The following is a 20,781-nucleotide window of genomic DNA, read 5'->3' on the forward strand; positions in this document are numbered from 1 at the left end:
ATGGGTCCGCAAGCCGAGCAGCGCATCGCCCGCAGCCACCGGATACTGGTTGTCGTCTGGCCCCTGCTGGCGGGGCTGGCCTGCGCCGTGATGTGGGCCACCACGCTGGCGCGCGCGGGCGGCGAGCGCGAACGCGCACAGGCGCAGGTGCGCAAGGACGCCGGGGCCTACGCAACCGCCTACGAGCAGTACATCACGCGCTCGGTCGGACAGATGGACCAGGTCGCAATGCAGCTCAAGTACAGCTGGGAGCACAACCAGCGCGGCGACCTGCTGGGACGCCTGCACCGCGACGGCATGTTCACCGACAGCGCATTCACGGCGGTCGCGCTGGTCGGGCGCGACGGCGTGGTGCGGTCGGCCACGCGTTCGCCGCTGCGCGAACTGAACCTGTCCGGGACTTCCTTCTTTTCCCATCACCGCAACAACATCTCGACCGCGCTGCGGGTCGGCGCCGTGCCGGCCGAGCTTGGCCTGGGACAGCATGCGATCCTGTTCACGCGCCGCCTGGACACCAGCGACGACGAGTTCGATGGCGTGGTGGTGCTGGCGGTGGACGCGCGCTACTTCACGTCGTTCGTCGGCCCCGAGACGCTGGGCGCGCACGGCTTGCTGGCGCTGGCGGCCGCCGAAGGGCGGCTGCGCCTGGAGCAGGGCGACGGCAAACTGCTGCCGGCAACACCCTTGTGGCGCGGCGACGCCGGCGTGCGGCTGGTGGAAAACGGCTTTGCCGACCACCGCGCGCGGGTGCTCGGCTGGCGGCGCGCGCAGGCTTACCCGCTGGTGGCGGTGGTGGCGCTGTCGCAGGATGCGGCGCTGGCCGGCGCCCAGGCCTACTGGATCGACAATCGCAACCGCGCCATCATCGCCACCGCCGTGCTGGCGCTGTTGGGCGCCTGTGGCGCGCTGCTGTCGCGCCGCGCGGCGCTGCGCGAGCGCGAACGCGAAGAGGTGCGCCGCGCCTACCGCACGGCCACTGAAAGCGCCAATGACGGCTTCTACATGGCCGCGGCGATCCGCGACCGCAAGGGTGAGATCGTCGATTTTCGCATCGTTGACTGCAACCAGCGCGGCGCCGCCATCTACGGCCTGACGCGCTCGGAGCTGGTGGGCGCACGCGTCGCGCAGATCGATACCAGCCTGTTTGGCGCCGACCTGATGGCGACCTACCGCCAGGCGATGGAGACCGGGTTCCACCAGGACGACCGCCAGATGCCGAGTCACGACCGCGTGAAGATCCGCTGGGGACGGCGGCGCCTGGTCCGCGTCGGCAACGCGCTGGCGGTCACGCTGCAGGACATCAGCGAGCGCAAGGCGCACGAGCAGGCGCTCGAGCGGCTGGCCAACCAGGATGGCCTGACCGGGCTCGCCAGCCGCAACGCCTTCCTGCAGCGGCTGCCCGCGGCGCTGGAGGGAGCACGCGTGCGCGGCCATTCGCTGGCGCTGCTGTTCATCGACCTGGACGAATTCAAGAACGTGAACGACGCGCACGGCCATGCGGCCGGCGACCTGCTGCTCAAGGCCGCCAGCCAGCGATTGAAGTCGCTGCTGCGGCCATCCGACGAGGTGGCGCGCTTCGGCGGCGACGAGTTCCTGGTGCTGCTCGACCCGTGCGGCGCGGAGCGCGACATCGCCGCGGTCGCCCAGCGCGTGGTGGACGCGCTCGCCGCGCCGTTTGCGATCGGCGAGGACCTGCACGCCGTTGGCGCATCGGTCGGCATTGCGCTCTATCCGCGCGATGGCGCCGACGTCGAAACGCTGATCAGGCATGCCGACATTGCGATGTACGCCGGCAAGAACGACGGCAAGGGCCAGTACAGGTTCTTCGACCCGACGCTGTCGAGCAGCCTGCGCGCGCGGGCGCGGCTCAAACACGACCTGGTGGACGCCATCGAGCACGACCATTTGGTGCTGCACTACCAGCCGCGTGTCGATCCGCGCGACGGCAGGCTGCTGAGCATGGAGGCGCTGCTGCGCTGGCGCCATCCGGCGCATGGCATGGTCCCGCCGGGCGAGTTCATCCCGCTGGCCGAGGCCACCGGTCTGATCGGGCGCATTGGCCAGGTCGTGATCGAGAAGGCCTGCGCGCAGGTGGCGGCCTGGCGCGATGCGGGCATTCCCGTGGTGCCGGTATCGATCAATGTGTCGGCGCGCCAGTTCCGGCGCGGCGCCGTGCCGCGCCAGCTCGCGGCGGCGCTGGAGCGCCACCGGCTGCCCGCGGCGCTGCTGGAAGTCGAGATCACCGAGTCGGCCATGATGGGCGACCACGACGAGATCCTGGCCGACCTGGCCGCGCTGCGCACCATGGGCATCAAGCTGCACGTGGACGACTTCGGCACCGGATACTCGTCGCTGTCGCAGCTGCAGCGGCTGAAGATGGACGTGCTCAAGGTGGACCGCGCGTTCACCGCGGAGCTGGGCAAGTCGCGGGAGGGCAGGGTGTTCTTCCAGGCGATCGTCTCGATGGCGCACGCGCTGGGCATGGGCGTGGTGGCCGAAGGCGTGGAAACGCGCGAACAGCTGGCGATCCTGCTCGAACTCGGATGCGGCGAGATCCAGGGCTACCTGGTAGCACGCCCGGTGGATGGCGCGGCAATGGCGGACCTGATGGCGCGCCGCTTCCTGCTGGACGAGGACGGCAGGGTGGGCAGATCCTGCCCACGCGTGCAGGCGGCGATGCTGCAGACGCGCTCTGGAACGTAGACGTGCGCTGAACGGGTCCGTTGCCTTTGTCATCAAACGGACATATCCGTTCGATAAGATGCCCCGCGATCGCCGGTAAATGACAGCAATCATCGGCGGCTCATCTTGTCCCAAACTACGGAGAACACATGCAACGCAAACACCTCGCAGCCGCACTGCTCGCATCCCTTCCCATGGTCGCATTTGCGCAAAGCAGCAACGTGCAGCTGTACGGCGTCATGGACGCAGCCATCGCGTCGCAAGACAACGGCGTGACCCGCCAGACCGGCATCAACTCGGGCAACCAGTCGAGCAGCCGTATCGGCTTTCGCGGCACGGAAGACCTGGGCGGCGGCATGAAGGCCCTGTTCAACCTGGAAGCTGGCGTGGCCATCGACACCGGCGCCGCCGACTCGGCCCTGTTCGGCCGCCGCTCGGTGGTCGGGCTGGAAGGCAGTTTCGGTACCGTGACCGTGGGTCGTGAATACTCGCCGATCGCTTCGGTGGCGGGCGCGTCCGACATCACCGGCCAGGGCTTCTACGGCAGCAATCTGTCGGCCTTCAACTACCTGACCCGTCGCCTGTCGAACTCGGTCAACTACAAGAGCGCATCGATGTCGGGCTTCAAGGTGCTGGCCGCCTACTCGGCCGGCGAGCAAGCCACCAACCTGCCCAAGAGCGACCTGAAGGGCGTGGGCCTGGAATACGCCGCGGGCAACCTGTACCTGGGCGCCGGTTACCACACCATCAACAACTCCACCGCCGGCGACACCAAGGAATACGCGTTCGGCGCCGCCTACAAATTCGGCGACGTGGAACTGAAGGGCAACTGGATGGTGCAGGACCCGGCTGGCGCGAACAACAAGTTCACCCAGTACAACCTGGGCGCCGCCTACGCGATGGGTCCGGGCAAGTTCTTCGTGAACCTGCAGCAGAACAAGCTGGACAACGGTGCGCGCGGCAACGGCTTCAACATCGACTACAGCTACGCGCTGTCCAAGCGTACCAACCTGTACACCGGCTACGCACGCCTGGACAACAACAGCCTGGGCAACTTTGCGCTGAACTCGTCGTCGGTCAAGCTGGCGCCGGGCAAGGTGGCAGCCGATCCGTCGGTGTTCAACATGGGTATCCGCCACAGCTTCTGAGCCGGGCAGCAATAGGGAAATGAAAACGGGGCTGCGCCGGCTGGCGCAGCCCCGTTCCTTTTAGACGTAGGCCGCGAGCGCGCCCTTCATTTTCTTCAGCGCGGCCGATTCGATCTGGCGGATGCGCTCGGCCGACACGCCGAACTCATCGGCCAGCGTGTGCAGCGTGGCGCCCGAGCCGTCGTCGTTGGCCAGCCAGCGCGCCTCGATGATGCGGCGCGAGCGCGGGTCGAGCTTGGACAGCGCGGTTTCCAGGCCCTCCGACTGCAGGCGCGTGACCTGCTCGGCCTCGAGCACCTTGGTCGGCTCGGACGTGTCCGACGACAGGTAGGCGATCGGCGCGAACTTGTCGTCCTCGTCGTCGTTCGGCGCTTCCAGCGCGATGTCGTGGCCGGACAGGCGGGTTTCCATCTCGATCACTTCTTCGCGCTTGACGTCGAGCATGCGTGCCAGCTCGTCCACTTGCTGCGGCGACATCGTGTCAAGGCCCTGCTTGTTCGAGCGCAGGTTGAAGAACAGCTTGCGCTGGGCCTTGGTGGTGGCCACCTTGACCAGGCGCCAGTTCTTCAGAATGTATTCATGCATCTCGGCCTTGATCCAGTGCATCGCGTACGACACCAGCCGTACGCCTTGGGTCGGGTCGAAACGCTTGACTGCTTTCATCAGGCCAATATTGCCTTCCTGGATCAGGTCGGCGTGCGGCAGGCCGTAGCCCAGGTAGCCGCGCGCGATCGACACGACCAGGCGCAGGTGCGACAGCACCAGTTTTTGGGCGGCTTCGAGGTCATTCTTTTCCCGCAGCCGCGTTGCCAGCGATACCTCTTCCTCGTGCGACAGCATCGGCAGGCGATTGACCGCCGAAATGTAGGCGTCGATGTTGCCGAGATTGCCAGTGAAACCCAGTCCCAGAGCACGAGTGCCAACCGGAACCAGTGCGGATTGTGCGGACATAGTCATTTTCCCTCTTGAGTAATCGGTGCTGCGACATCAACTTACCGCTGACAGCGCCCCGAAGGCACGACTGTTACGGCTTGTTACCTGCTTGCACAACGGCCTTGTTGTGCAGGCCGTCTTTCGTTGAATCATATATTAGCACTCTGCCGAGGTGAGTGCCAATCGCCCCTGTTTATCGTTGTGATAGCGTTTAACAATTGCTTGGCGGAACCTACTCCGGGCTGTCCTACTGTAGAGCAGGAGAGGTTGGGGCGTAGTTGACTTAAATCAACTGTGCGTGCTTCCAAATCGGATGAAACACAGGTTACGGGGTCCCGCTTTCGCTATCTGTTGGATGCCGCACGTTGGCGCGCGTTCCGTAAGCTGTTGATTTGCAAGGGCTACTAATCACTATAGCAGGTTTGGCTTAAAGCTGCATTAAAAATGCATCTTTTGTGGCCGTGCTCTTGCAGCACACGCCGTCGCCCCGGCGAAATTCGGGGCCCATGCTGAGCGTGCGACTTCGGTCCGTCAGCATGCGTCCCGGCTTTCGCCGGGACGACGGTATCAGGACAGGCGCGCCAGGTGGCGCTGGACCGACAGCATGGCGCCCACCAGGCCCAGGCCGGCGCTGATGGCCAAGAGGCCGGCAATGCCCAGCGGCGGCAGTGCGGTGAGCTGGAACTCGGAGGCATACAGCCGCGCGAATTCGGCAATCGCGGCGTTCAGCGGGCGCAGCGACAGCGCCACCGCCCCCAGCGCCACCGCGCCGGCGCACAGGCCGAGCAGGGCGCCCGTATAGTAGAAGGGGCGGTGGATGAAATTGTCGGTCGCGCCCAGCAGCTTGGACACGGCAATTTCCTCGCGCTGGGTCAGCACCTGCAGGCGGATCGTGTTGAACACCACCGCAATCACCACGGTGCCCAGCGTGATCGCGAGCAGCAGCAAGGCCAGGCGCAGCACGTTCAGCAGCGCGGCCAGGCGCTTGACCCAGGCCGAGTCCACCTGCACGGTGTCCACCTCGGGCATGGCGCGCAGGTTCTGGGCGAGGTCGTCCACGTGCGCGGCGGCGGCGGCGCTTTCCACTCCTTCGAGCTTGACCACGTAACTGTCCGGCAGCGGGTTTTCGCCCAGCGCGGCCAGCACGTCGGTCAGGCCGCTCTTGTCCTTGAGCGCCTCCAGCGCCTTCTCGCGCGGTACAAAAATGATTTTCGCGCGCGCGTCGCCCAGCACCTGGCGCATCTTGACCGCCAGCGCCTGCGACTGTTCGCGCGGGGTGTCGAGCTTGACGAACACGCTGATCTCGGGATCGACCGACAGCTGCTCGGACATCGGGCGCACGTTGTCGAGCAGGGTCACGCCCGCGAACGGCAGGGTCAGCGCAATGGCCACCACCAGCACGTTGAACAGGAAGCTGCCCGGCGCCTTGCGCACGTGGGCGAGCGCGGCGCCGAGGGCGAAGCGGTGATGGCGCAGCCAGACGTTCATTGCGCTCCTCCCGCCATCTGGCCGTGTTCAAGCCGGATCACGCGTCCGGCGCTATCGAGCACCTGCTCGTCGTGGGTCGAAATCATGCAGGTCACACCTACCGAGTTAAATGCGCGCAGCGCGTCGATCACGCGGTCGGCCGCGGCGCGGTCCAGGTTTGCGGTCGGCTCGTCGGCCAGGATGATCTGCGGGCGGTTGACGATCGCGCGCGCCACTGCCACGCGCTGCTGTTCGCCGCCGGACAGCTCCATCGGGTTGGCGTTGGCGCGGTCGAGCAGGCCCACCTTGTCCAATGCCGCGCGGGCGCGCTGCTCGGCCTGCGCGCGCGGCGCGCCGGTCACCAGCAGCGACAGCATCACGTTGGCCAGGATGCTGCGGTCGCTCAGCAGGCGCTGCTGCTGCAGGATCATGCCGATGTTCCGGCGCAGGAAGGGCACGCCGGCGCGCTTGATCCGGCCCACGTCGTGGCCGTTGACGATCACGCGCCCGGACGTGGGGCGCTCGATCGCGGCGATCATCTTCAGCAGGGTCGATTTGCCGGCGCCGGAGGGGCCGGCCAGGTAGACCAGCTCGCCCTTGTCGATGTTGAGGGAGACGTCACGCAGTGCGTACGCGTCGGTGGAGTATTGTTTGGAGACGGCCTGAAATTCGATCATGTCCTTATCCGAGCAGCGCCTCGACGAATTCTTCCGCATTAAAGGGCTGCAGGTCATCGAGCTTTTCACCGACGCCGATGAAGTACACCGGCACCGGGCGGGTGCGCGCGATGGCGGCCAGCACGCCGCCCTTGGCAGTGCCATCGAGCTTGGTGATCACCAGGCCGGTGAGCTGCAGCGCGTCGTCGAAGGCTTTCACCTGCGCCAGCGCATTCTGGCCCGTATTGCCGTCGATGACAAGGACGACCTCATGCGGGGCGCCGTCCATGCCCTTGCCGATGACGCGCTTGATCTTCTTGAGCTCTTCCATCAGGTGCAGCTGAGTGGGCAGGCGGCCGGCGGTATCGACCATCACCACGTCCATGCCGCGCGCCTTGCCCGACTGGACCGCGTCGAAGGCGACGGCGGCCGGGTCGCCCGAGGCCTGCGAGACCACGGTGACGTTGTTGCGCTGGCCCCAGACCATGAGCTGCTCGCGCGCGGCGGCGCGGAAGGTGTCGCCGGCGGCCAGCAGCACCGACTGCTCGTAGCGCTGCATGTGCTTGGCCAGCTTGCCGATGGTGGTGGTCTTGCCGGCGCCGTTCACGCCGGCGATCATCATCACCAGCGGCTCGTAGCGGCCCAGCTCGAGCGGCTTTTCGAGCGGGCGCAGCATGTCGATCATCAGGCCCTTGAGCGCTTGCTTGACGTCGGCCGCGTCGAGCAGCTTTTCTTCCTTGACCTTGCGGCGCAGGTTCGACAGCAGGAACTCGGTGGCGTCCATGCCGGCGTCGGACATCAGCAGCGCCGATTCGAGTTCCTCGTACAGGTCCTCGTCGATGCGCGCGCCGACGAACAGCAGCGACAGGTTGCTGGAGGTCTTGGCCAGGCCCGCCTTCAGGCGCTGCATCCACGATTTCTTGCGCTCGCCTTCGGTGGTGGGGCGCTCGGCGGTCTCGGGGAACAGTTCGGCCACCGGCTCGGTGGCGACTGGCGCCGGGGCAGCCGTCGGCGCCGGAGTCGGCGCGGCCGTGGGTGCTGGCGTGGGCGCCAGGGTTGGGGCTGGAGTTGGTGCGGCCGTTGGCGCAGCGGTCGGCACCGGAGTCGGTGCGGTGGTCGGAGCGGCAGTCGGGGCAGGCGTCGGAGCGGCAGTCGGGGCCGAAGTCGGGGCCGAAGTCGGAGCAGCGGTCGGCGCCAGAGTCGGAGCAGCGGTCGGCGCCGGCGTCGGTGCGGCCGTCGGCGCTTCGGTGGGGGCCGGCTCGGCACCGCCGCCGAACAGGCGACGCAGGAACGATGGTTGCTCGGCAGCTTGCTCGGCGGGCGCTTCGGCGGGCGCGGCAGCAGGTTCGGCCGCGGCTGGCTCAAGCGCTTCGGGCGTCTCGGCTGGTTTTTTGCGCTTAAAGAAACTAAACATGGGATATGTGGAGGCGGGTACAGCGTGCGCGTGCCCGGTCGGTCCGGACGCGCCAAATTAGGGTCGCGCGTATTTTACCAGAGCAGCGCAGGCATTCCTTCCGGCACCCGTGTAACTTCGTCAATTTTTTCGACCGACGGTAGCAGGGTGGCGCGCCGAACTAGCGGAACGGCAGAGTGTCCAACAGACGCGCACAACTCAACAGTGTGGCGCTGGAAAATGGGTAACAACTGGTTTAGATTTATGTATCGGAACAAATATCACCGAAACAGGAAGCGATCGTGAACATATCCCGGTTTCTCAAGCGCCTCATCGTGGGGGATAACGCTATCGAGGGCGAGGCGGCGGCATTGCGCAACGTGATCGTGTGGCTGTTCATTGCACTGGTCGCGCTGTTCCTGACCAAGCCCGCTGGCGAGCCGCACAGCATATTCGACAAGCCATTGCCCATGCCGCCGGAGTTAGGGCTTGAATAATTCCAAGCTGGTGTAGGGTGGGCAGATTCTGCCCACGCGTTCAACCGGAGCATGAATGGCCATCATTCGGCGGCATTTTTCGCGTCGCCTGAACGCGTGGGCAGAAAATCTGCCCACCCTACGAACAACCCGGTTCAGGCCAGGTGTGCCTTCCTGGCCGCTTCCGCGTTCTTGCGGATCGTCTCCAGCGTCGCGTTCGGGGTGATCAAATTGCCGTCGTAACGCAATTCGATGATGGCCGGCAGGCTGTTCTGGTGGGCGTGCGCGAGCGCGCGCTCCAGCGCCGGCGCAAAGTCGGCGGTTTTCTCCACCACTTCCCCATGCGCGCCGTAGGCCGCTGCCAGTGCCGCGAAATCGGGGTTGTGCAGCCCCGTGCCGGACACCCGGCCCGGATATTCGCGCTCCTGGTGCATGCGGATCGTGCCGAACATGCCGTTGTTAAAGACGATGATGACGACACCGGCCCGGTACTGCACCGCGGTGGCCAGTTCCTGCCCGGTCATCATGAATTCACCGTCGCCGGCGAAGGTGACCACCGCGCGCTCGGGATGCACGATCTTGGCCGCCACGCCCGAAGGCACGCCATAGCCCATCGCGCCGTTGGTCGGCGCCAGCTGGGTGCGCATGCCGCCGTAGCGGTAGAAGCGGTGTGCCCACGACGCGTAGTTGCCGGCGCCGTTGGTCAGGATCGCGTCATGCGGCAGCGCCTTCATCAATTCCTGCACCACCTGCCACAGGTCGAGCGGGGCGTCGCCATCGCGAAACACCGGCGGCTGCGCCTGATAGGCATCCAGCTCGGCCCTGGCCTCGGCCACGGTGTGCTTCCATGCGCTTGCATCCACCGGCGTCATCGCCGCCAGCATCGCGGCCGCCTGCGGCGCACCGCTGTTGATCATCAGCTCGGCCTGGAACACGCTGCCCAGTTCCTCCGCGTCGGCGTGAATGTGCACCAGGCGCTGGCGCGGTACCGGCGACGCGAGCAGCGAGTAGCCGCTGGTGGTCATCTCGCCCAGGCGCGGGCCGAAGGCGATGATGAGGTCCGCGTCTTTCACGCGTGCCGCCAGCTTCGGGTTGATGCCGATGCCCACGTCACCAATGTAGTTCGGGTGTGCGTTGTCCAGCAGGTCCTGGAAGCGGAAGGTGCAGCCCACCGGCAGGTGGTTGGTTTCGGCGAAACGGCGCAGGTCGTCGCAGGCCTGCGGCGTCCAGGTGCCGCCGCCCAGCAGCAGCATGGGCTTTTTCGCGTCGCGCAGCATGCCGCGCAGCGTATCGATCTGGGCTTGCGACGGCGAGGCCTGCACCGGCTGGTAGCGGCGGGTATCGGCCACCTCGGCTTTCGAGACCAGCATGTCCTCGGGCAGGGCCAGCACCACCGGGCCGGGACGGCCGCTGGTGGCCACCTGGAAGGCGCGCGCGATGTATTCCGGGATGCGGTCGGCGCGGTCGATCTGGGCCACCCACTTGGCCATCTGGCCGTACATGCGGCGGTAGTCGATCTCCTGGAACGCCTCGCGGTCCACGAAGTCGTTGCCGACCTGGCCGATGAACAGGATCATCGGCGTCGAATCCTGGTAAGCCGTATGCACGCCGATCGACGCGTTGGTCGCGCCCGGGCCGCGCGTGACGAAGCAGATGCCCGGCTTGCCGGTGAGCTTGCCGTAGGCCTCGGCCATGAATGCCGCGCCGCCTTCCTGGCGGTTGATGACGAAGCGGATGTTCGAGTCGTGCAGCGCGTCGAGCACATCGAGGTAGCTTTCGCCGGGCACGCCGAAGGCAATGTCCACGCCGTGGACGTGCAGCGCATCGACCAGGATCTGGCCGCCGGTACGGGATGGGTGCGTCATGTTCAGGTCATCCTTGTTGGTATGGCATCCCGGGATTCTATGCGAGCCGGTCCGTTGCGGCTTTTGAAATGGCGACACCAAATTGCAGAAATCGCAGCCCCGGGGCCGGTACGGCGTCGTTACACTCGCCCATCGGTTACAATGGCGCCGTGAAGCAGGCCAGACAGCCGCTGGCTGGCGCCGCAAGGTGCCGGCGGGAGGAAGGTCCGGACTCCACAGAGCAGGGTGACGGTTAACGGCCGTCCGCCGAAAGCCGCTCTCGGGCGGTATAAGGCGAGGAATAGGGCCACAGAGACGAGCGTATTAAGTTACGGTGAAACGCGGTAACCTCCACCTGGAGCAATTCCAAATAGGCACGCGTTGATGTTGCTCGCGGAGCGTGCGGGTAGGAAGCTTGAGCGCCGGAGTAATTCGGCGCCTAGAGGAATGGCTGTCATAGCGGGCAACCGCCGTAACAGAATCCGGCCTATCGGCCCGCTTCACATTGAATTCCAAGCAGTGCCCTGGAGAGACCAAGATGCAGCAATACATCCTTGCCCTCGACCAGGGCACCACCAGCTCGCGCGCCATCCTGTTCGACCGCCAGGGGCAGGTGTTTGCGACGGCGCAGCAGGAGTATCCCCAGCATTTTCCCCAGCCCGGATGGGTCGAGCATGACGCGCTCGACATCTGGAACAGCCAGCTCGCCTGCGCGCGCCAGGTGCTGCGCGATTCCGGCGTGGCGAGCGCCCAGGTGGCCGCCATCGGCATTGCCAACCAGCGCGAAACGACGCTCCTGTGGGACCGCCGCAGCGGCGCGCCGGTGGCGCGCGCAATCGTCTGGCAGGACCGGCGCACGGCCGACACCTGCGACCGCCTGCGCGAAGAGGGCAGGGCCGGGCTCATCCAGCGCAAGACGGGCCTCGAACTGGACGCCTATTTTTCCGCGACCAAGCTGCAATGGCTGCTCGAGCATGTTCCCGGCGCACGCGAACGGGCCGCGCGCGGCGAACTGGCCTTTGGCACCGTGGACAGCTGGCTCGCGTTCAAGCTGTGCGGCCGCCACCTGACCGACGTGAGCAACGCGTCGCGCACCATGCTGTTCAATATCCACAGCATGCGCTGGGATGACGAGTTGCTCGATGTGTTCGGGATTCCCGCTGCTGTGTTGCCCGAGGTCGTGTCCAGCGCCGAAGTGGTCGGTCATGCAAACGAAGAATGGTTCGGCCGCAGCATTCCCATCGCCGGCATCGCGGGCGACCAGCAGGCGGCCACCTTCGGCCAGGCCTGCCATCACAAGGGCATGGTCAAGAACACCTACGGCACCGGCTGCTTCATGCTGATGCACGCGGGCGAGCGCCCGGCGCAGTCGCACAACCGGCTGCTGTCCACGGTCGGCTGGAAGATCGACGGCCGCACCGACTACCTGCTCGAAGGCAGCGTCTTCATGGGCGGCGCAACGGTGCAGTGGCTGCGCGACGGGCTGGGCATCATCAAGCAATCGAGCGATGTCGAGGCGCTGGCCACGAGCGTGCCCGACAGCGGCGGCGTGCTGCTGGTGCCGGCTTTCGTGGGCCTGGGCGCGCCGCATTGGGACCCGTACGCGCGCGGCACCATCGTCGGCATGACGCGCGGCACCACGGCGGCGCACATTGCCCGCGCCGCGGTGGAGGCGATCGCCTACCAGAGCGCCGAATTGCTGGATGCAATGCAGAAGGACGCGGACTGCCCGGTGGCCGAAGTGCGCGCCGATGGTGGCGCGGCGCGCAACGACTTGCTGATGCAGTTCCAGGCAGACCTGCTGGGCGTGCCGGTGGTGCGGCCAACGGTGACCGAGACCACGGCGCTTGGCGCAGCCTGTCTGGCCGGGCTGGCGGTGGGATTTTGGCAGTCGCGCGACGAAATCGCCGAACAGTGGAAGGTTGACCGCCGTTTCGAGCCAACGATGCCGCGCGCGCGCAGCGAGGAATTGATGACGACCTGGCGACGTGCGGTGAACGCCGCCAAGGCCTGGGCAAGCTGACCGGCGCCGATCGTCGCTTACGCAAACCCGTCGTTCCCGCGCAGGCGGGAACCCATGCCGAGCGCGCCATCACCCTACGGCAAGGCAGCGTTCAAAGGAACGACCTCGCCTGCTTCAGCACGGTGTCGCACACCTGCTTCGTCACCTGCTCCTTGATCCCGCCGGTGCTGCTCAGGTCCACCTGCTTGCCATTGCTGCCGTGAAGCACCCCTTTCAGCCCGTCCGTAAAACCGGGATCCTGTGATTTGGTCCCGCCCGGCAGCTTGCCCATCAGCTTGTCCTGCACCGAATTCACATCTCCGCCACCGAGGTAGTTGTTGGTGACGCAGAACTGCAGCAGTCCGGCCACATTGCCCAGGCTGCCGGAATTCATCGACTGGCCCGGCAATGCCCCCGCCAGGCCCTGCAGGTCCTTGCCGCCTTTGCCCATCAATCCTTCGAGCTGCGCGTGCGCGCTCGCCAGCGGCAGGGCCAGCAGCAGCGCCGCAATGCGATAGAGCGTCGTCTTCATCGTGCCTCCCGCGGTTCGTGCCCCGATCCTCCCCGCCAGTCCATGGCATTGCAATTGGCCCTTGGTCCAAGGCGCCTAACGTGCGTTCCGGACAGTGCCGATCATGCACAATCGCCGGGAATGGTCTTGCGGCGGGAGGCGCCTTGAAGTTCCTGATTCGTTTTTTCTCGACGGTGCATGCCTTGATCGCCGTGCTGTTCACCGCGATCTCGGTGCTGTTCATCGTCGTGGCCGCGCGCGTGGGCTGGAATGCGGTGGGCCAGGACGCGCTGGAAAGCGCCAACCAGGCGATCGAGGCGATCGGCCTGCTCGCCATTGCCGTCGTGTCGCTGCAGATCGCGCAGACCATCACCGAGGAAGAGGTGATCCGCGACGCCCACATCAGCGCGCCCACCCGCGTGCGGCGCTACCTGTCGCGTTTTCTGGTCGTGGTGGTGGTGGCGCTGGCGATAGAAGGGTTGGTCGGCACCTTCAAGTCGCTGCACGAAGCGCCCGAGACCTTGCCCAACGCCGCCGCCGTGCTGGTTGCCGCTGCGGTGCTGCTGGCCGCCTGGGGCGTGTTCATCCGCTTTAATAAGGCGGCCGAGGAACTTGAGCCGGAAGCGATGGCGGAGGCCAAGAAGGAGGACGTGAAGCTGGAGGGCAGCTAAACAATAGACTTTGCAGGGATTGCCGCGTACACTCGCCTTGTCAAATGCCTAACAAAGGCAGCGATGGCATCAAGGTTCCACAGAGAGCTCATTCTTACCCACAACATGGAGAGAGACTGCGAGATGAACTTCACCCAAGCCGTTCAAACCTGCTTTTCCAAATACGCCGATTTCAACGGGACCGCATCGCGCCCCGAGTTCTGGTGGTTCTTCTTGTTCTGCTGGGTTGCCTCCATGCTGATTAACTTCTTCGGCGGCAATTTCGCATCGTCCATTTTTTCGCTGGCGACCCTGGTGCCCAGCCTGGCCGTCGGCGCGCGCCGCCTGCATGACACTGACCGCAGCGGCTGGCTGCAGCTGCTCTGGTTCATCCCCGTGATCGGCTGGATCCTGTTGATCGTGTGGCTGGCGCAGGAGGGCAAGGCCAACCGCTACGGCGCGGCCACAGAGGCGGTGCCGACCTGACAGGCGCTTGTTGGACGCGTGGGCGCGAGACCTGCCCACGCTACGCAAGAGCGCCGCTGGTCGAGTAGGGTGGGCAGGTTTTCCTGCCCACGCGTTCAGCCAGCGGCGAAGCAGCCGCGGCCTAGAACCCGATCCGTGCGCGCCCCGGCGTCCCCTTGATCCGCACATCCTCCAGCGCCACGTGGCTGCGCCCGTCCGCCACCGCGTATCCGAGCGCATCGATCAGCGTCTTGCGCAGGTCGCGCGGCGACACCGGCGCCAGCTTGTCCAGCACCGCGCCGGCCAGCTGGTCGTCGAAACCCTGCAGATTCAGTTCCCCCAGCAGCGACCGGTACATGCGCTGCGCGATGGATGCCGCCTGCTCAGGCGTGGGCGGGGGCACTTCGTACACCGCCATCCGGTTCAGCAGCGGCTTCGGGATCCCCTCGGTGCTGTTGGCCGTCAGCACCCAGAAGATCTGGCTGGCGTCGATGTCCACGTCGATGAACTCGTCGCGAAAAGCCGTTGCCGTCTCCGGTTCCAGTAGCTGGTAGAGCGCCGCCAGCGGATCGGACTGCGACGAGCCGCTTGCCTTTTCCACCTCGTCCAGCACCACCACCGGGTTGGCGAACTGCCCGCGCACCAGCCGCTCGGCCACCTTGCCGCACTTGGCGCCGCGCCAGCTGGCTGAGCTGCCGGTGATGACGAAGCCGGCCGACAGCGTGTTCATGCTGATCAGTTCGCAATCGGTTTGCATCACCCGCGCCAGCCGCTTGGCGAAATGTGTCTTGCCCACGCCCGGTCCGCCCAGCAGCAGGATCGGCATCACGTTAAAGCCCTTGTCGCCGGCGTGCGCCAGGCACAAGTAGCGCGCCAGGTCGTCCAGCACTTCGTCGAAGTTGGGGCATTCGTCAAACAGGGGATCGAGCGCGTCGCTCGAGGCGGGGATGGTGACGAAGCGCTCGGCGCCGGTGTCGAGCATGCGCTCGTAGAAGGCTTCGAGCTCGGGCGAGCGGCCGCGGTTGCGGTCGAGCGCGCCCTGGACTTCGTTCAGGTCGTACACTGCGCGGGTCCGGGCCAGGGTAATGCTCACGACAATCTCCTTCACGGCAGCTTGCTCCTGCCGCCAGCGGCTCACTTGCGAACCGGGCTGCCCGCTACCGCCAGCGAGTCGGGGCGCGGTGGCGGGTCATCGCCTCGGCTTTATCGTAACCCTGAGCGGATCAATCTGCAATTTCCGCCCAACAGTGTCGCGTTGCGCACACCAGGCCTACTTCCGGTTTTTTTCAGAATGAGAATCATCGTAAAACCCATGTGTAAAGGTGAAGTAGCACTTTCAGTGTGTTTTCTATCTCATTGATTTTATTCACGTTTTTTCTGAGAGCTCGGGTCGAGAAAGTGCGCTAAGTCCTTGACTTCATTGAAAAAAATCGTGTTTCGCACGCGTGAATTCGCTTGACCAGTAGAAACGCTTCCTCTAAAGTGGGAAAAGGTGTGAAAAAGTGTAGTTTTGTGGGGGAAATCGAAGGCCCCGGCAAACCAAAACAACTAAACTGACAACTCTCCCAAACCAGGTACAACGTGTTCCAAGGCGCGTCAGCGATCAATCTCGATGCGAAAGGCAGGATGACAATCCCTGCCAAGCATCGTGACGCCCTCGTACAACAGTGCGAAGGCAAGCTCACGCTCACCAAACACCCGCACGGCTGCCTGCTGTTCTTCCCCCGTCCCGTCTGGGAAAAACACCGCGAACAAATCGCCGCCTGGCCGATGTCCGCCAGGGCGTGGCAGCGCATTTTCCTTGGTAACGCTTGCGATGTCGAGATTGACAGCGCCGGCCGCGTCCTGATTTCTCCGGAACTGCGCGCCGCCGTCGGACTCGAAAAAGAAGTGATGATGCTCGGCATGGGCACCCACTTCGAAATCTGGGATGCCGCCAAACTGGCCGAGGACGAGGCCGCGGCGGTTGCGGGCGGCATGCCCGAGGCACTTTCCAACTTCAGTTTCTAAGGGGCGCCGCGATGATTTCCACGACGGTGCCCGTATTGCAGCATCGCACGGTGCTGCTGGATGAGGCGGTGGACGCCCTCGCCATCGACGGTGCGCGCGCCAACGGTACTTATATAGATGGCACGTTCGGACGGGGTGGCCACAGCCGCCTGATCCTGTCGCGCCTGGGAAGCAGCGGCCGCCTGGTCGCGTTCGACAAGGACCCAGAGGCAATTGCCACGGCTGCGCAGATCGTTGATGCGCGCTTTGCGATTGTCCATGACAGCTTTGCCACGATGCGCACCGCCCTCGCCGGGCGCGGCATCGGCCAGGTGGACGGCATCTTGCTCGACCTGGGCATCTCGTCGCCGCAGGTGGATGATGCGGCGCGCGGCTTCAGCTTCCGTCAGGATGGTCCGCTCGACATGCGGATGGATACCACGCGCGGCGTTTCCGCGGCCGAATGGCTGGCAACCGTGCCCGAACAACAATTGGAAAAGGTGATACGCGATTATGGGGAAGAACGGTTTGCTTTTCAGATTGCAAAGGCGATTGTTGCTCGCCGGGCAATCGAACCAATTTCAGGCACACGGCAGCTTGCCGGTATCGTGGCAGACGCGGTCAAGACTCGGGAAAAGGGCAAGGATCCGGCCACCCGTACCTTTCAGGCTATCCGGATTTTCGTCAATCAGGAGCTTGAGGACCTCGAAGCAGGCTTGACGGCGGCGTTCGACATGCTCGCTCCCGGCGCGCGGCTGGCCGTGATCAGCTTCCACTCGCTGGAAGACCGCATGGTCAAGCAGTTCCTGGCCTCGAAGGCCAAGGTGGAGCAGCCCGACCGCCGCCTGCCGATCAAGGCCGCCGACCTGCCGCAGCCGCAGATGAAGCTCATCGCCAGGCTCAAGCCGTCCGTCGACGAAGTGGCCGCCAACCCGCGCGCCCGCTCGGCGGTGCTGCGCGTGGCCGAACGCGTCAAGGAGGCGGCGTGAACGGCAAGGTCAACGTCGTGCTCTCGACCCTGGTGGTGGGCTGCGCGCTGTCGGTCGTGAACGCGCGCTATCAGGCGCGCCACCTGTTCATCGAGCTGGAACGGCTGCAGCAGCAGGCGCGCCAGCTCGACATCGACTGGGCGCAGCTGCAGCTGGACCAGTCGGCGCTGGGCAAGAACGAGCGCATCGAGCAGATCGCGCGCTCGGAACTGAACATGACCCCGCTGACCCCGGCGCGCACGCAGTACCTGACGGAAGGGGACAAATGAGGCGCAGCGCGAACACCGGCAGCGCGCGGGTTGCCGCATCCAAGGGCGTCGCCTTCTCGACCAGCCCGGTGCTGGCGGTGCGCGTGCCGGACTGGCGCTCGCGCCTGGTGCTGTTCATCCTGTTCGCAGCCTTCCTTGCGCTGGGCGCGCGCGCCCTGTGGCTGCAGGCCATGTCCACCAAGTTCCTGCAAAAGCAGGGCGCCAGCCGCTACGAACGCACGCTCGAACTGCCGGCCATCCGCGGCAAGATCTTCGACCGCAATGGCCAGGTGCTGGGCTCGTCGCTCCCGGTCAAGGCGGTGTGGGCGATCCCCGAAGACGTGCTGGCCGCGCCGCCGGAAAAGCTGCGCGAGCTGGCGCGCCTGCTCGAGATGACCGAGCCTGAGCTGCGCAAGAAGCTCGACTCGGACCGCACCTTCGTGTACCTGAAGCGCCAGGTCGAGATGGACGTGGTCGAAAAAATCGAGAAGCTCAAGATCGACGGCATCGACACCCGCAAGGAATACAAGCGCTTCTACCCGCAGGGCGAGGTGATGGCGCACCTGGTGGGCTTCACCAACGTCGAGGACGTGGGCCAGGAAGCATTCGAGCTGTCGCAGCAGAAGACGCTGGTGGGCATGACCGGCAGCCGCCGCGTGATCAAGGACCGTCTCGGCCACATCGTCGAGGACGTGGGCATGTCGCGCGAGCCGCACGACGGCCGCGACCTCACGCTGTCGGTGGACAGCAAGCTGCAGTACATCGCCTTCACCAGCATCAAGAACGCGGTGGACAAATTCCACGCCAAGGCTGGCGCGGCGGTGGTGCTCGACGTGCACACCGGCGAAGTGCTGGCGCTGGCTAACTGGCCGAGCTACAACCCGAACGACCGCCGCAACCTGACCGGCGAGCAGCTGCGCAACCGCGTCATCACCGACACCTTTGAGCCCGGCTCCACGCTCAAGCCGTTCACCGTGGCGCTGGCGCTGGACAAGGGCCGCGTCACGCCGGACACCCTGTTCGACACCGGCAACGGCCGCATGCAGATCGGGCCCAACGTCGTGCGCGACACCCACCCGCACGGCGTGATCAACGTCAGCCAGATCATCCAGAAGTCGTCCAACATCGGCGTGTCCAAGATTGCCCTGGCGACCCCGCCGCAGGAGATGTGGGAGCTGTTCACCAAGCTCGGCTTCGGCCAGGCGCCGCGTTTCGGCTTCCCCGGCGCGGTGGCCGGCCGCGTGCGTCCCTACAAATCGTGGCGCCCGATCGAGCAGGCCAACATGGCTTTCGGCCAGGGCATCTCGGTGTCGCTGCTGCAGCTGGCGCGCTCGTACATGATCTTTGCGCGCAACGGCGACATCATCCCGCTGTCGTTCCAGAAGGTGACCGAGCAGCCGGTCGGCCAGCAGGTCATCTCGGCCAAAACCGCGGCGCAGATGCGCACCATGCTCGAGACCGTGGTGCAGCCGGGCGGCACCGCGGTGCAGGCGCAGGTGCCGGGCTATCGCGTGGGCGGCAAGACCGGCACCGCGCAAAAGGTGGTGGACGGCCGCTACTCGCAGACCCGCTACGACGGCGTGTTCGCCGGCATTGCCCCCTTGTCGAACCCGCGCTTCGTCATCGCCGTGATGATCAGCGACCCGGCGGGCGCGATCCACACCGGCGGCGGCGTGGCCGCGCCGACCTTCGCCGCGCTGGCCGCCAACGCCCTGCGCGCCGAGAACGTGGCGCCCGATTCGAGCGTGACCGACATCATCATCCCCGAACACCCCCTCGAGGAGGAAAACTGATGGGCGCCAGCCTTACCGACATCTGCCAGTGGATCCGCGCCAGCGCGCCGCAGGGCCGGCTGGTGTCCGATTCGCGCCTCGTACGCGCGGGCGACGTGTTCTTCGCCTGGCCGGGTGAAGCCGGCGATGGCCGCCGATACATCGCGCAGGCGGTGGAAAACGGCGCCGCCGCCGTCGTGTTCGAAGAGCGCGGCTTTGCCTGGGACGACTCGCTCGCCGTGCCGCACCTGGCGGTGGCCGACCTGAAGCAGAACGCGGGCCCGATCGCGCACGCGTGCCTGGGCCATCCGGATGCGGGCATGTTCACCGTGGGCGTGACCGGCACCAACGGCAAAACCTCGTGCGCGGTCTGGCTCGGCCAGGCCTTCGCGCGGCTGGGCGAGACCGCATCGGTGATCGGCACGCTGGGCGTGGGCATGTTCAAGGGACGCGCCGAGCCACAGTTCGACCCGACCGGCTTTACCACGCCCGATCCGGTACTGTTGGCCCGCAAGCTGCTTGAAGTGCGCGATGCGGGCGCCACCGTGCTTGCGATCGAGGTATCCTCCATCGGTTTGGACCAGCAGCGCGCGGCGGGCATGCATTTCGACGTGGCGATTTTTACCAATCTCACACGCGACCACCTCGACTACCACGGCGACATGGAAAGCTATGAAGCGGCCAAGCTCAAGCTGTTCGAGTGGCCGGGCTTGAAGGCGGCCGTGGTCAACCTGGACGACCCCGCCGGCCGGCGCATCGTGGCGCACCTGCGCGAGCACTTCGCGCAGCTGCCGGTCACCGGCTACACGCTGCGCGGCAAGGCAGAGCAGCCGGCCATCGAGGGCGTGGCTATCCTGCGCGCGTCGAACCTGAAGAGCCGCAACGCCGGCACCGAATTCCATCTCGATTCGCCATTCGGCGGCGCCAACGTCAAGACCCAGCTGGTGGGCCACTTCAACGTCAGCAATGCGCTGGCCGTGATGGGCGCGCTGCTGGCCAAGGGCACGCCGCTCAAGGCCGCGGTGGACGCGATCGAGTCGCTGGCGCCGGCCCCGGGCCGCATGCAGCAGGTGGGCGGGCAGGATGCGCCGATGATCGTGATCGATTACGCGCACACGCCCGACGCGCTGGAAAAAACGCTGGAGGCGCTGCGCCAGGTCGCAATCGAGCGCGGCGGCCAGCTGTGGTGCGTGTTCGGCTGCGGCGGCGACCGCGACCCGGGCAAGCGCCCGCAGATGGGCGCGATCGCCCAAAGCGCCGACCACGTGCTCGTCACCAGCGACAACCCGCGCAGCGAGGAGCCGGGCGCGATCATCGCGCAGATCGTGGCGGGCATGAACCCGGACCACCCGAGCTCGCGTTACCAGGCCATCGAGGACCGCGCCGCCGCGATCCTGCTGGCCGTGAAGCAGGCCGGCAAGCAGGACGTGATCCTGGTGGCCGGCAAGGGCCACGAGCCCTACCAGGAAATCAAGGGCCGGAAGATGCCGTTTTCCGACGCCGAACACGCCGTGCTGGCCCTGACCGCACGCGTTACGATGTTAAGGACCAATTGA

The 20,781-nt window shown here is 65.9% G+C and carries 18 protein-coding genes and 1 other RNA gene; 12 read left to right on the plus strand and 7 right to left on the minus strand.

Translation table 11 applies throughout. The annotated features are described in order from the left end of the window. Both NX773_RS20635 and NX773_RS20640 read left to right on the plus strand, forming a co-directional pair. Window positions 1-2,703, plus strand: a complete 2,703-nt coding sequence (locus NX773_RS20635; protein WP_258858152.1) for a bifunctional diguanylate cyclase/phosphodiesterase — start codon at window positions 1-3, stop codon at window positions 2,701-2,703. Window positions 2,704-2,831: 128 nt separating this feature from the next. Then, the gene (locus tag NX773_RS20640) at window positions 2,832-3,830 is read left to right on the plus strand and encodes a porin (protein WP_258858153.1); all 999 of its coding nucleotides are present in this window, start codon (window positions 2,832-2,834) and stop codon (window positions 3,828-3,830) included. Between the two features lie 60 nt (window positions 3,831-3,890). Here NX773_RS20640 and rpoH read toward each other — a convergent pair whose 3' ends face one another. From rpoH to ftsY, 4 genes are all read right to left on the minus strand, one after another. Further along, entirely contained in the window at window positions 3,891-4,781 is an 891-nt protein-coding gene (gene rpoH / locus NX773_RS20645) for an RNA polymerase sigma factor RpoH (RefSeq protein ID WP_258858154.1), read from the minus strand. A 549-nt stretch (window positions 4,782-5,330) separates the two neighbouring features. Continuing rightward, entirely contained in the window at window positions 5,331-6,251 is a 921-nt protein-coding gene (ftsX, locus tag NX773_RS20650; protein ID WP_258858155.1) for a permease-like cell division protein FtsX, read from the minus strand. Further along, on the minus strand, window positions 6,248-6,907 hold the full coding sequence (locus NX773_RS20655) for a cell division ATP-binding protein FtsE (protein WP_258858156.1): 660 nt from the start codon (window positions 6,905-6,907) through the stop codon (window positions 6,248-6,250). The genes ftsX and NX773_RS20655 overlap by 4 nt, the downstream gene beginning before the upstream one ends. A 4-nt stretch (window positions 6,908-6,911) precedes the next feature. Next, entirely contained in the window at window positions 6,912-8,174 is a 1,263-nt protein-coding gene (gene ftsY / locus NX773_RS20660) for a signal recognition particle-docking protein FtsY (protein ID WP_441295331.1), read from the minus strand. A 407-nt stretch (window positions 8,175-8,581) separates the two neighbouring features. On the opposite strand from ftsY, the gene NX773_RS20665 reads away from it, so the two are divergent. Beyond that, entirely contained in the window at window positions 8,582-8,776 is a 195-nt protein-coding gene (locus tag NX773_RS20665) for a hypothetical protein (protein WP_258823895.1), read from the plus strand. A gap of 134 nt (window positions 8,777-8,910) precedes the next feature. Here NX773_RS20665 and NX773_RS20670 read toward each other — a convergent pair whose 3' ends face one another. After that, entirely contained in the window at window positions 8,911-10,620 is a 1,710-nt protein-coding gene (locus NX773_RS20670) for a thiamine pyrophosphate-binding protein (RefSeq protein ID WP_258858158.1), read from the minus strand. A gap of 151 nt (window positions 10,621-10,771) precedes the next feature. Between NX773_RS20670 and rnpB the strand changes: the two genes are divergently transcribed. After that, an RNA gene (gene rnpB, locus NX773_RS20675) (RNase P RNA component class A) lies at window positions 10,772-11,105 on the plus strand. A gap of 32 nt (window positions 11,106-11,137) precedes the next feature. Further along, window positions 11,138-12,622 carry a glycerol kinase GlpK gene (gene glpK / locus NX773_RS20680; RefSeq protein ID WP_258858159.1) on the plus strand — a complete coding sequence of 495 codons (1,485 nt, stop codon included), beginning with the start codon at window positions 11,138-11,140 and terminating at the stop codon, window positions 12,620-12,622. A 91-nt stretch (window positions 12,623-12,713) separates the two neighbouring features. Here the strand turns inward: glpK and NX773_RS20685 are convergent, their stop codons facing one another. Beyond that, on the minus strand, window positions 12,714-13,133 hold the full coding sequence (locus NX773_RS20685; protein WP_258858160.1) for a DUF2501 domain-containing protein: 420 nt from the start codon (window positions 13,131-13,133) through the stop codon (window positions 12,714-12,716). Between the two features lie 143 nt (window positions 13,134-13,276). On the opposite strand from NX773_RS20685, the gene NX773_RS20690 reads away from it, so the two are divergent. Together NX773_RS20690 and NX773_RS20695 are read left to right on the plus strand one after the other, a co-directional pair. Then, the gene (locus tag NX773_RS20690) at window positions 13,277-13,783 is read left to right on the plus strand and encodes a hypothetical protein (RefSeq protein WP_258858161.1); all 507 of its coding nucleotides are present in this window, start codon (window positions 13,277-13,279) and stop codon (window positions 13,781-13,783) included. A gap of 123 nt (window positions 13,784-13,906) precedes the next feature. Continuing rightward, window positions 13,907-14,248 carry a DUF805 domain-containing protein gene (locus tag NX773_RS20695; RefSeq protein WP_258858162.1) on the plus strand — a complete coding sequence of 114 codons (342 nt, stop codon included), beginning with the start codon at window positions 13,907-13,909 and terminating at the stop codon, window positions 14,246-14,248. A 121-nt stretch (window positions 14,249-14,369) separates the two neighbouring features. Here NX773_RS20695 and NX773_RS20700 read toward each other — a convergent pair whose 3' ends face one another. Further along, window positions 14,370-15,320: an AAA family ATPase gene (locus NX773_RS20700; RefSeq protein WP_258858163.1), complete on the minus strand. Its 951-nt coding sequence runs from the start codon at window positions 15,318-15,320 to the stop codon at window positions 14,370-14,372. A 488-nt stretch (window positions 15,321-15,808) separates the two neighbouring features. Between NX773_RS20700 and mraZ the strand changes: the two genes are divergently transcribed. Genes mraZ through NX773_RS20725 form a run of 5 tightly spaced genes read left to right on the plus strand, consistent with a single transcriptional unit; the run spans window position 15,809 to window position 20,781 of the window. Continuing rightward, window positions 15,809-16,237: a division/cell wall cluster transcriptional repressor MraZ gene (mraZ, locus tag NX773_RS20705; protein WP_258858164.1), complete on the plus strand. Its 429-nt coding sequence runs from the start codon at window positions 15,809-15,811 to the stop codon at window positions 16,235-16,237. A gap of 11 nt (window positions 16,238-16,248) precedes the next feature. After that, the gene (gene rsmH / locus NX773_RS20710; protein WP_258858165.1) at window positions 16,249-17,205 is read left to right on the plus strand and encodes a 16S rRNA (cytosine(1402)-N(4))-methyltransferase RsmH; all 957 of its coding nucleotides are present in this window, start codon (window positions 16,249-16,251) and stop codon (window positions 17,203-17,205) included. After that, window positions 17,202-17,474 carry a cell division protein FtsL gene (gene ftsL / locus NX773_RS20715; RefSeq protein ID WP_258858166.1) on the plus strand — a complete coding sequence of 91 codons (273 nt, stop codon included), beginning with the start codon at window positions 17,202-17,204 and terminating at the stop codon, window positions 17,472-17,474. Before rsmH ends, ftsL begins: the two co-directional genes overlap by 4 nt. Then, a complete protein-coding gene (locus NX773_RS20720) occupies window positions 17,471-19,246 on the plus strand; it encodes a peptidoglycan D,D-transpeptidase FtsI family protein (RefSeq protein ID WP_258858167.1) in 1,776 nt (591 codons plus the stop codon). Before ftsL ends, NX773_RS20720 begins: the two co-directional genes overlap by 4 nt. Beyond that, the gene (locus NX773_RS20725; RefSeq protein WP_258858168.1) at window positions 19,246-20,781 is read left to right on the plus strand and encodes a UDP-N-acetylmuramoyl-L-alanyl-D-glutamate--2,6-diaminopimelate ligase; all 1,536 of its coding nucleotides are present in this window, start codon (window positions 19,246-19,248) and stop codon (window positions 20,779-20,781) included. Before NX773_RS20720 ends, NX773_RS20725 begins: the two co-directional genes overlap by 1 nt.

Origin of the sequence: Massilia solisilvae (assembly GCF_024753215.1) — a bacterium.
In the GTDB taxonomy this organism is placed as follows: Bacteria; Pseudomonadota; Gammaproteobacteria; order Burkholderiales; family Burkholderiaceae_D; genus Telluria; species Telluria solisilvae.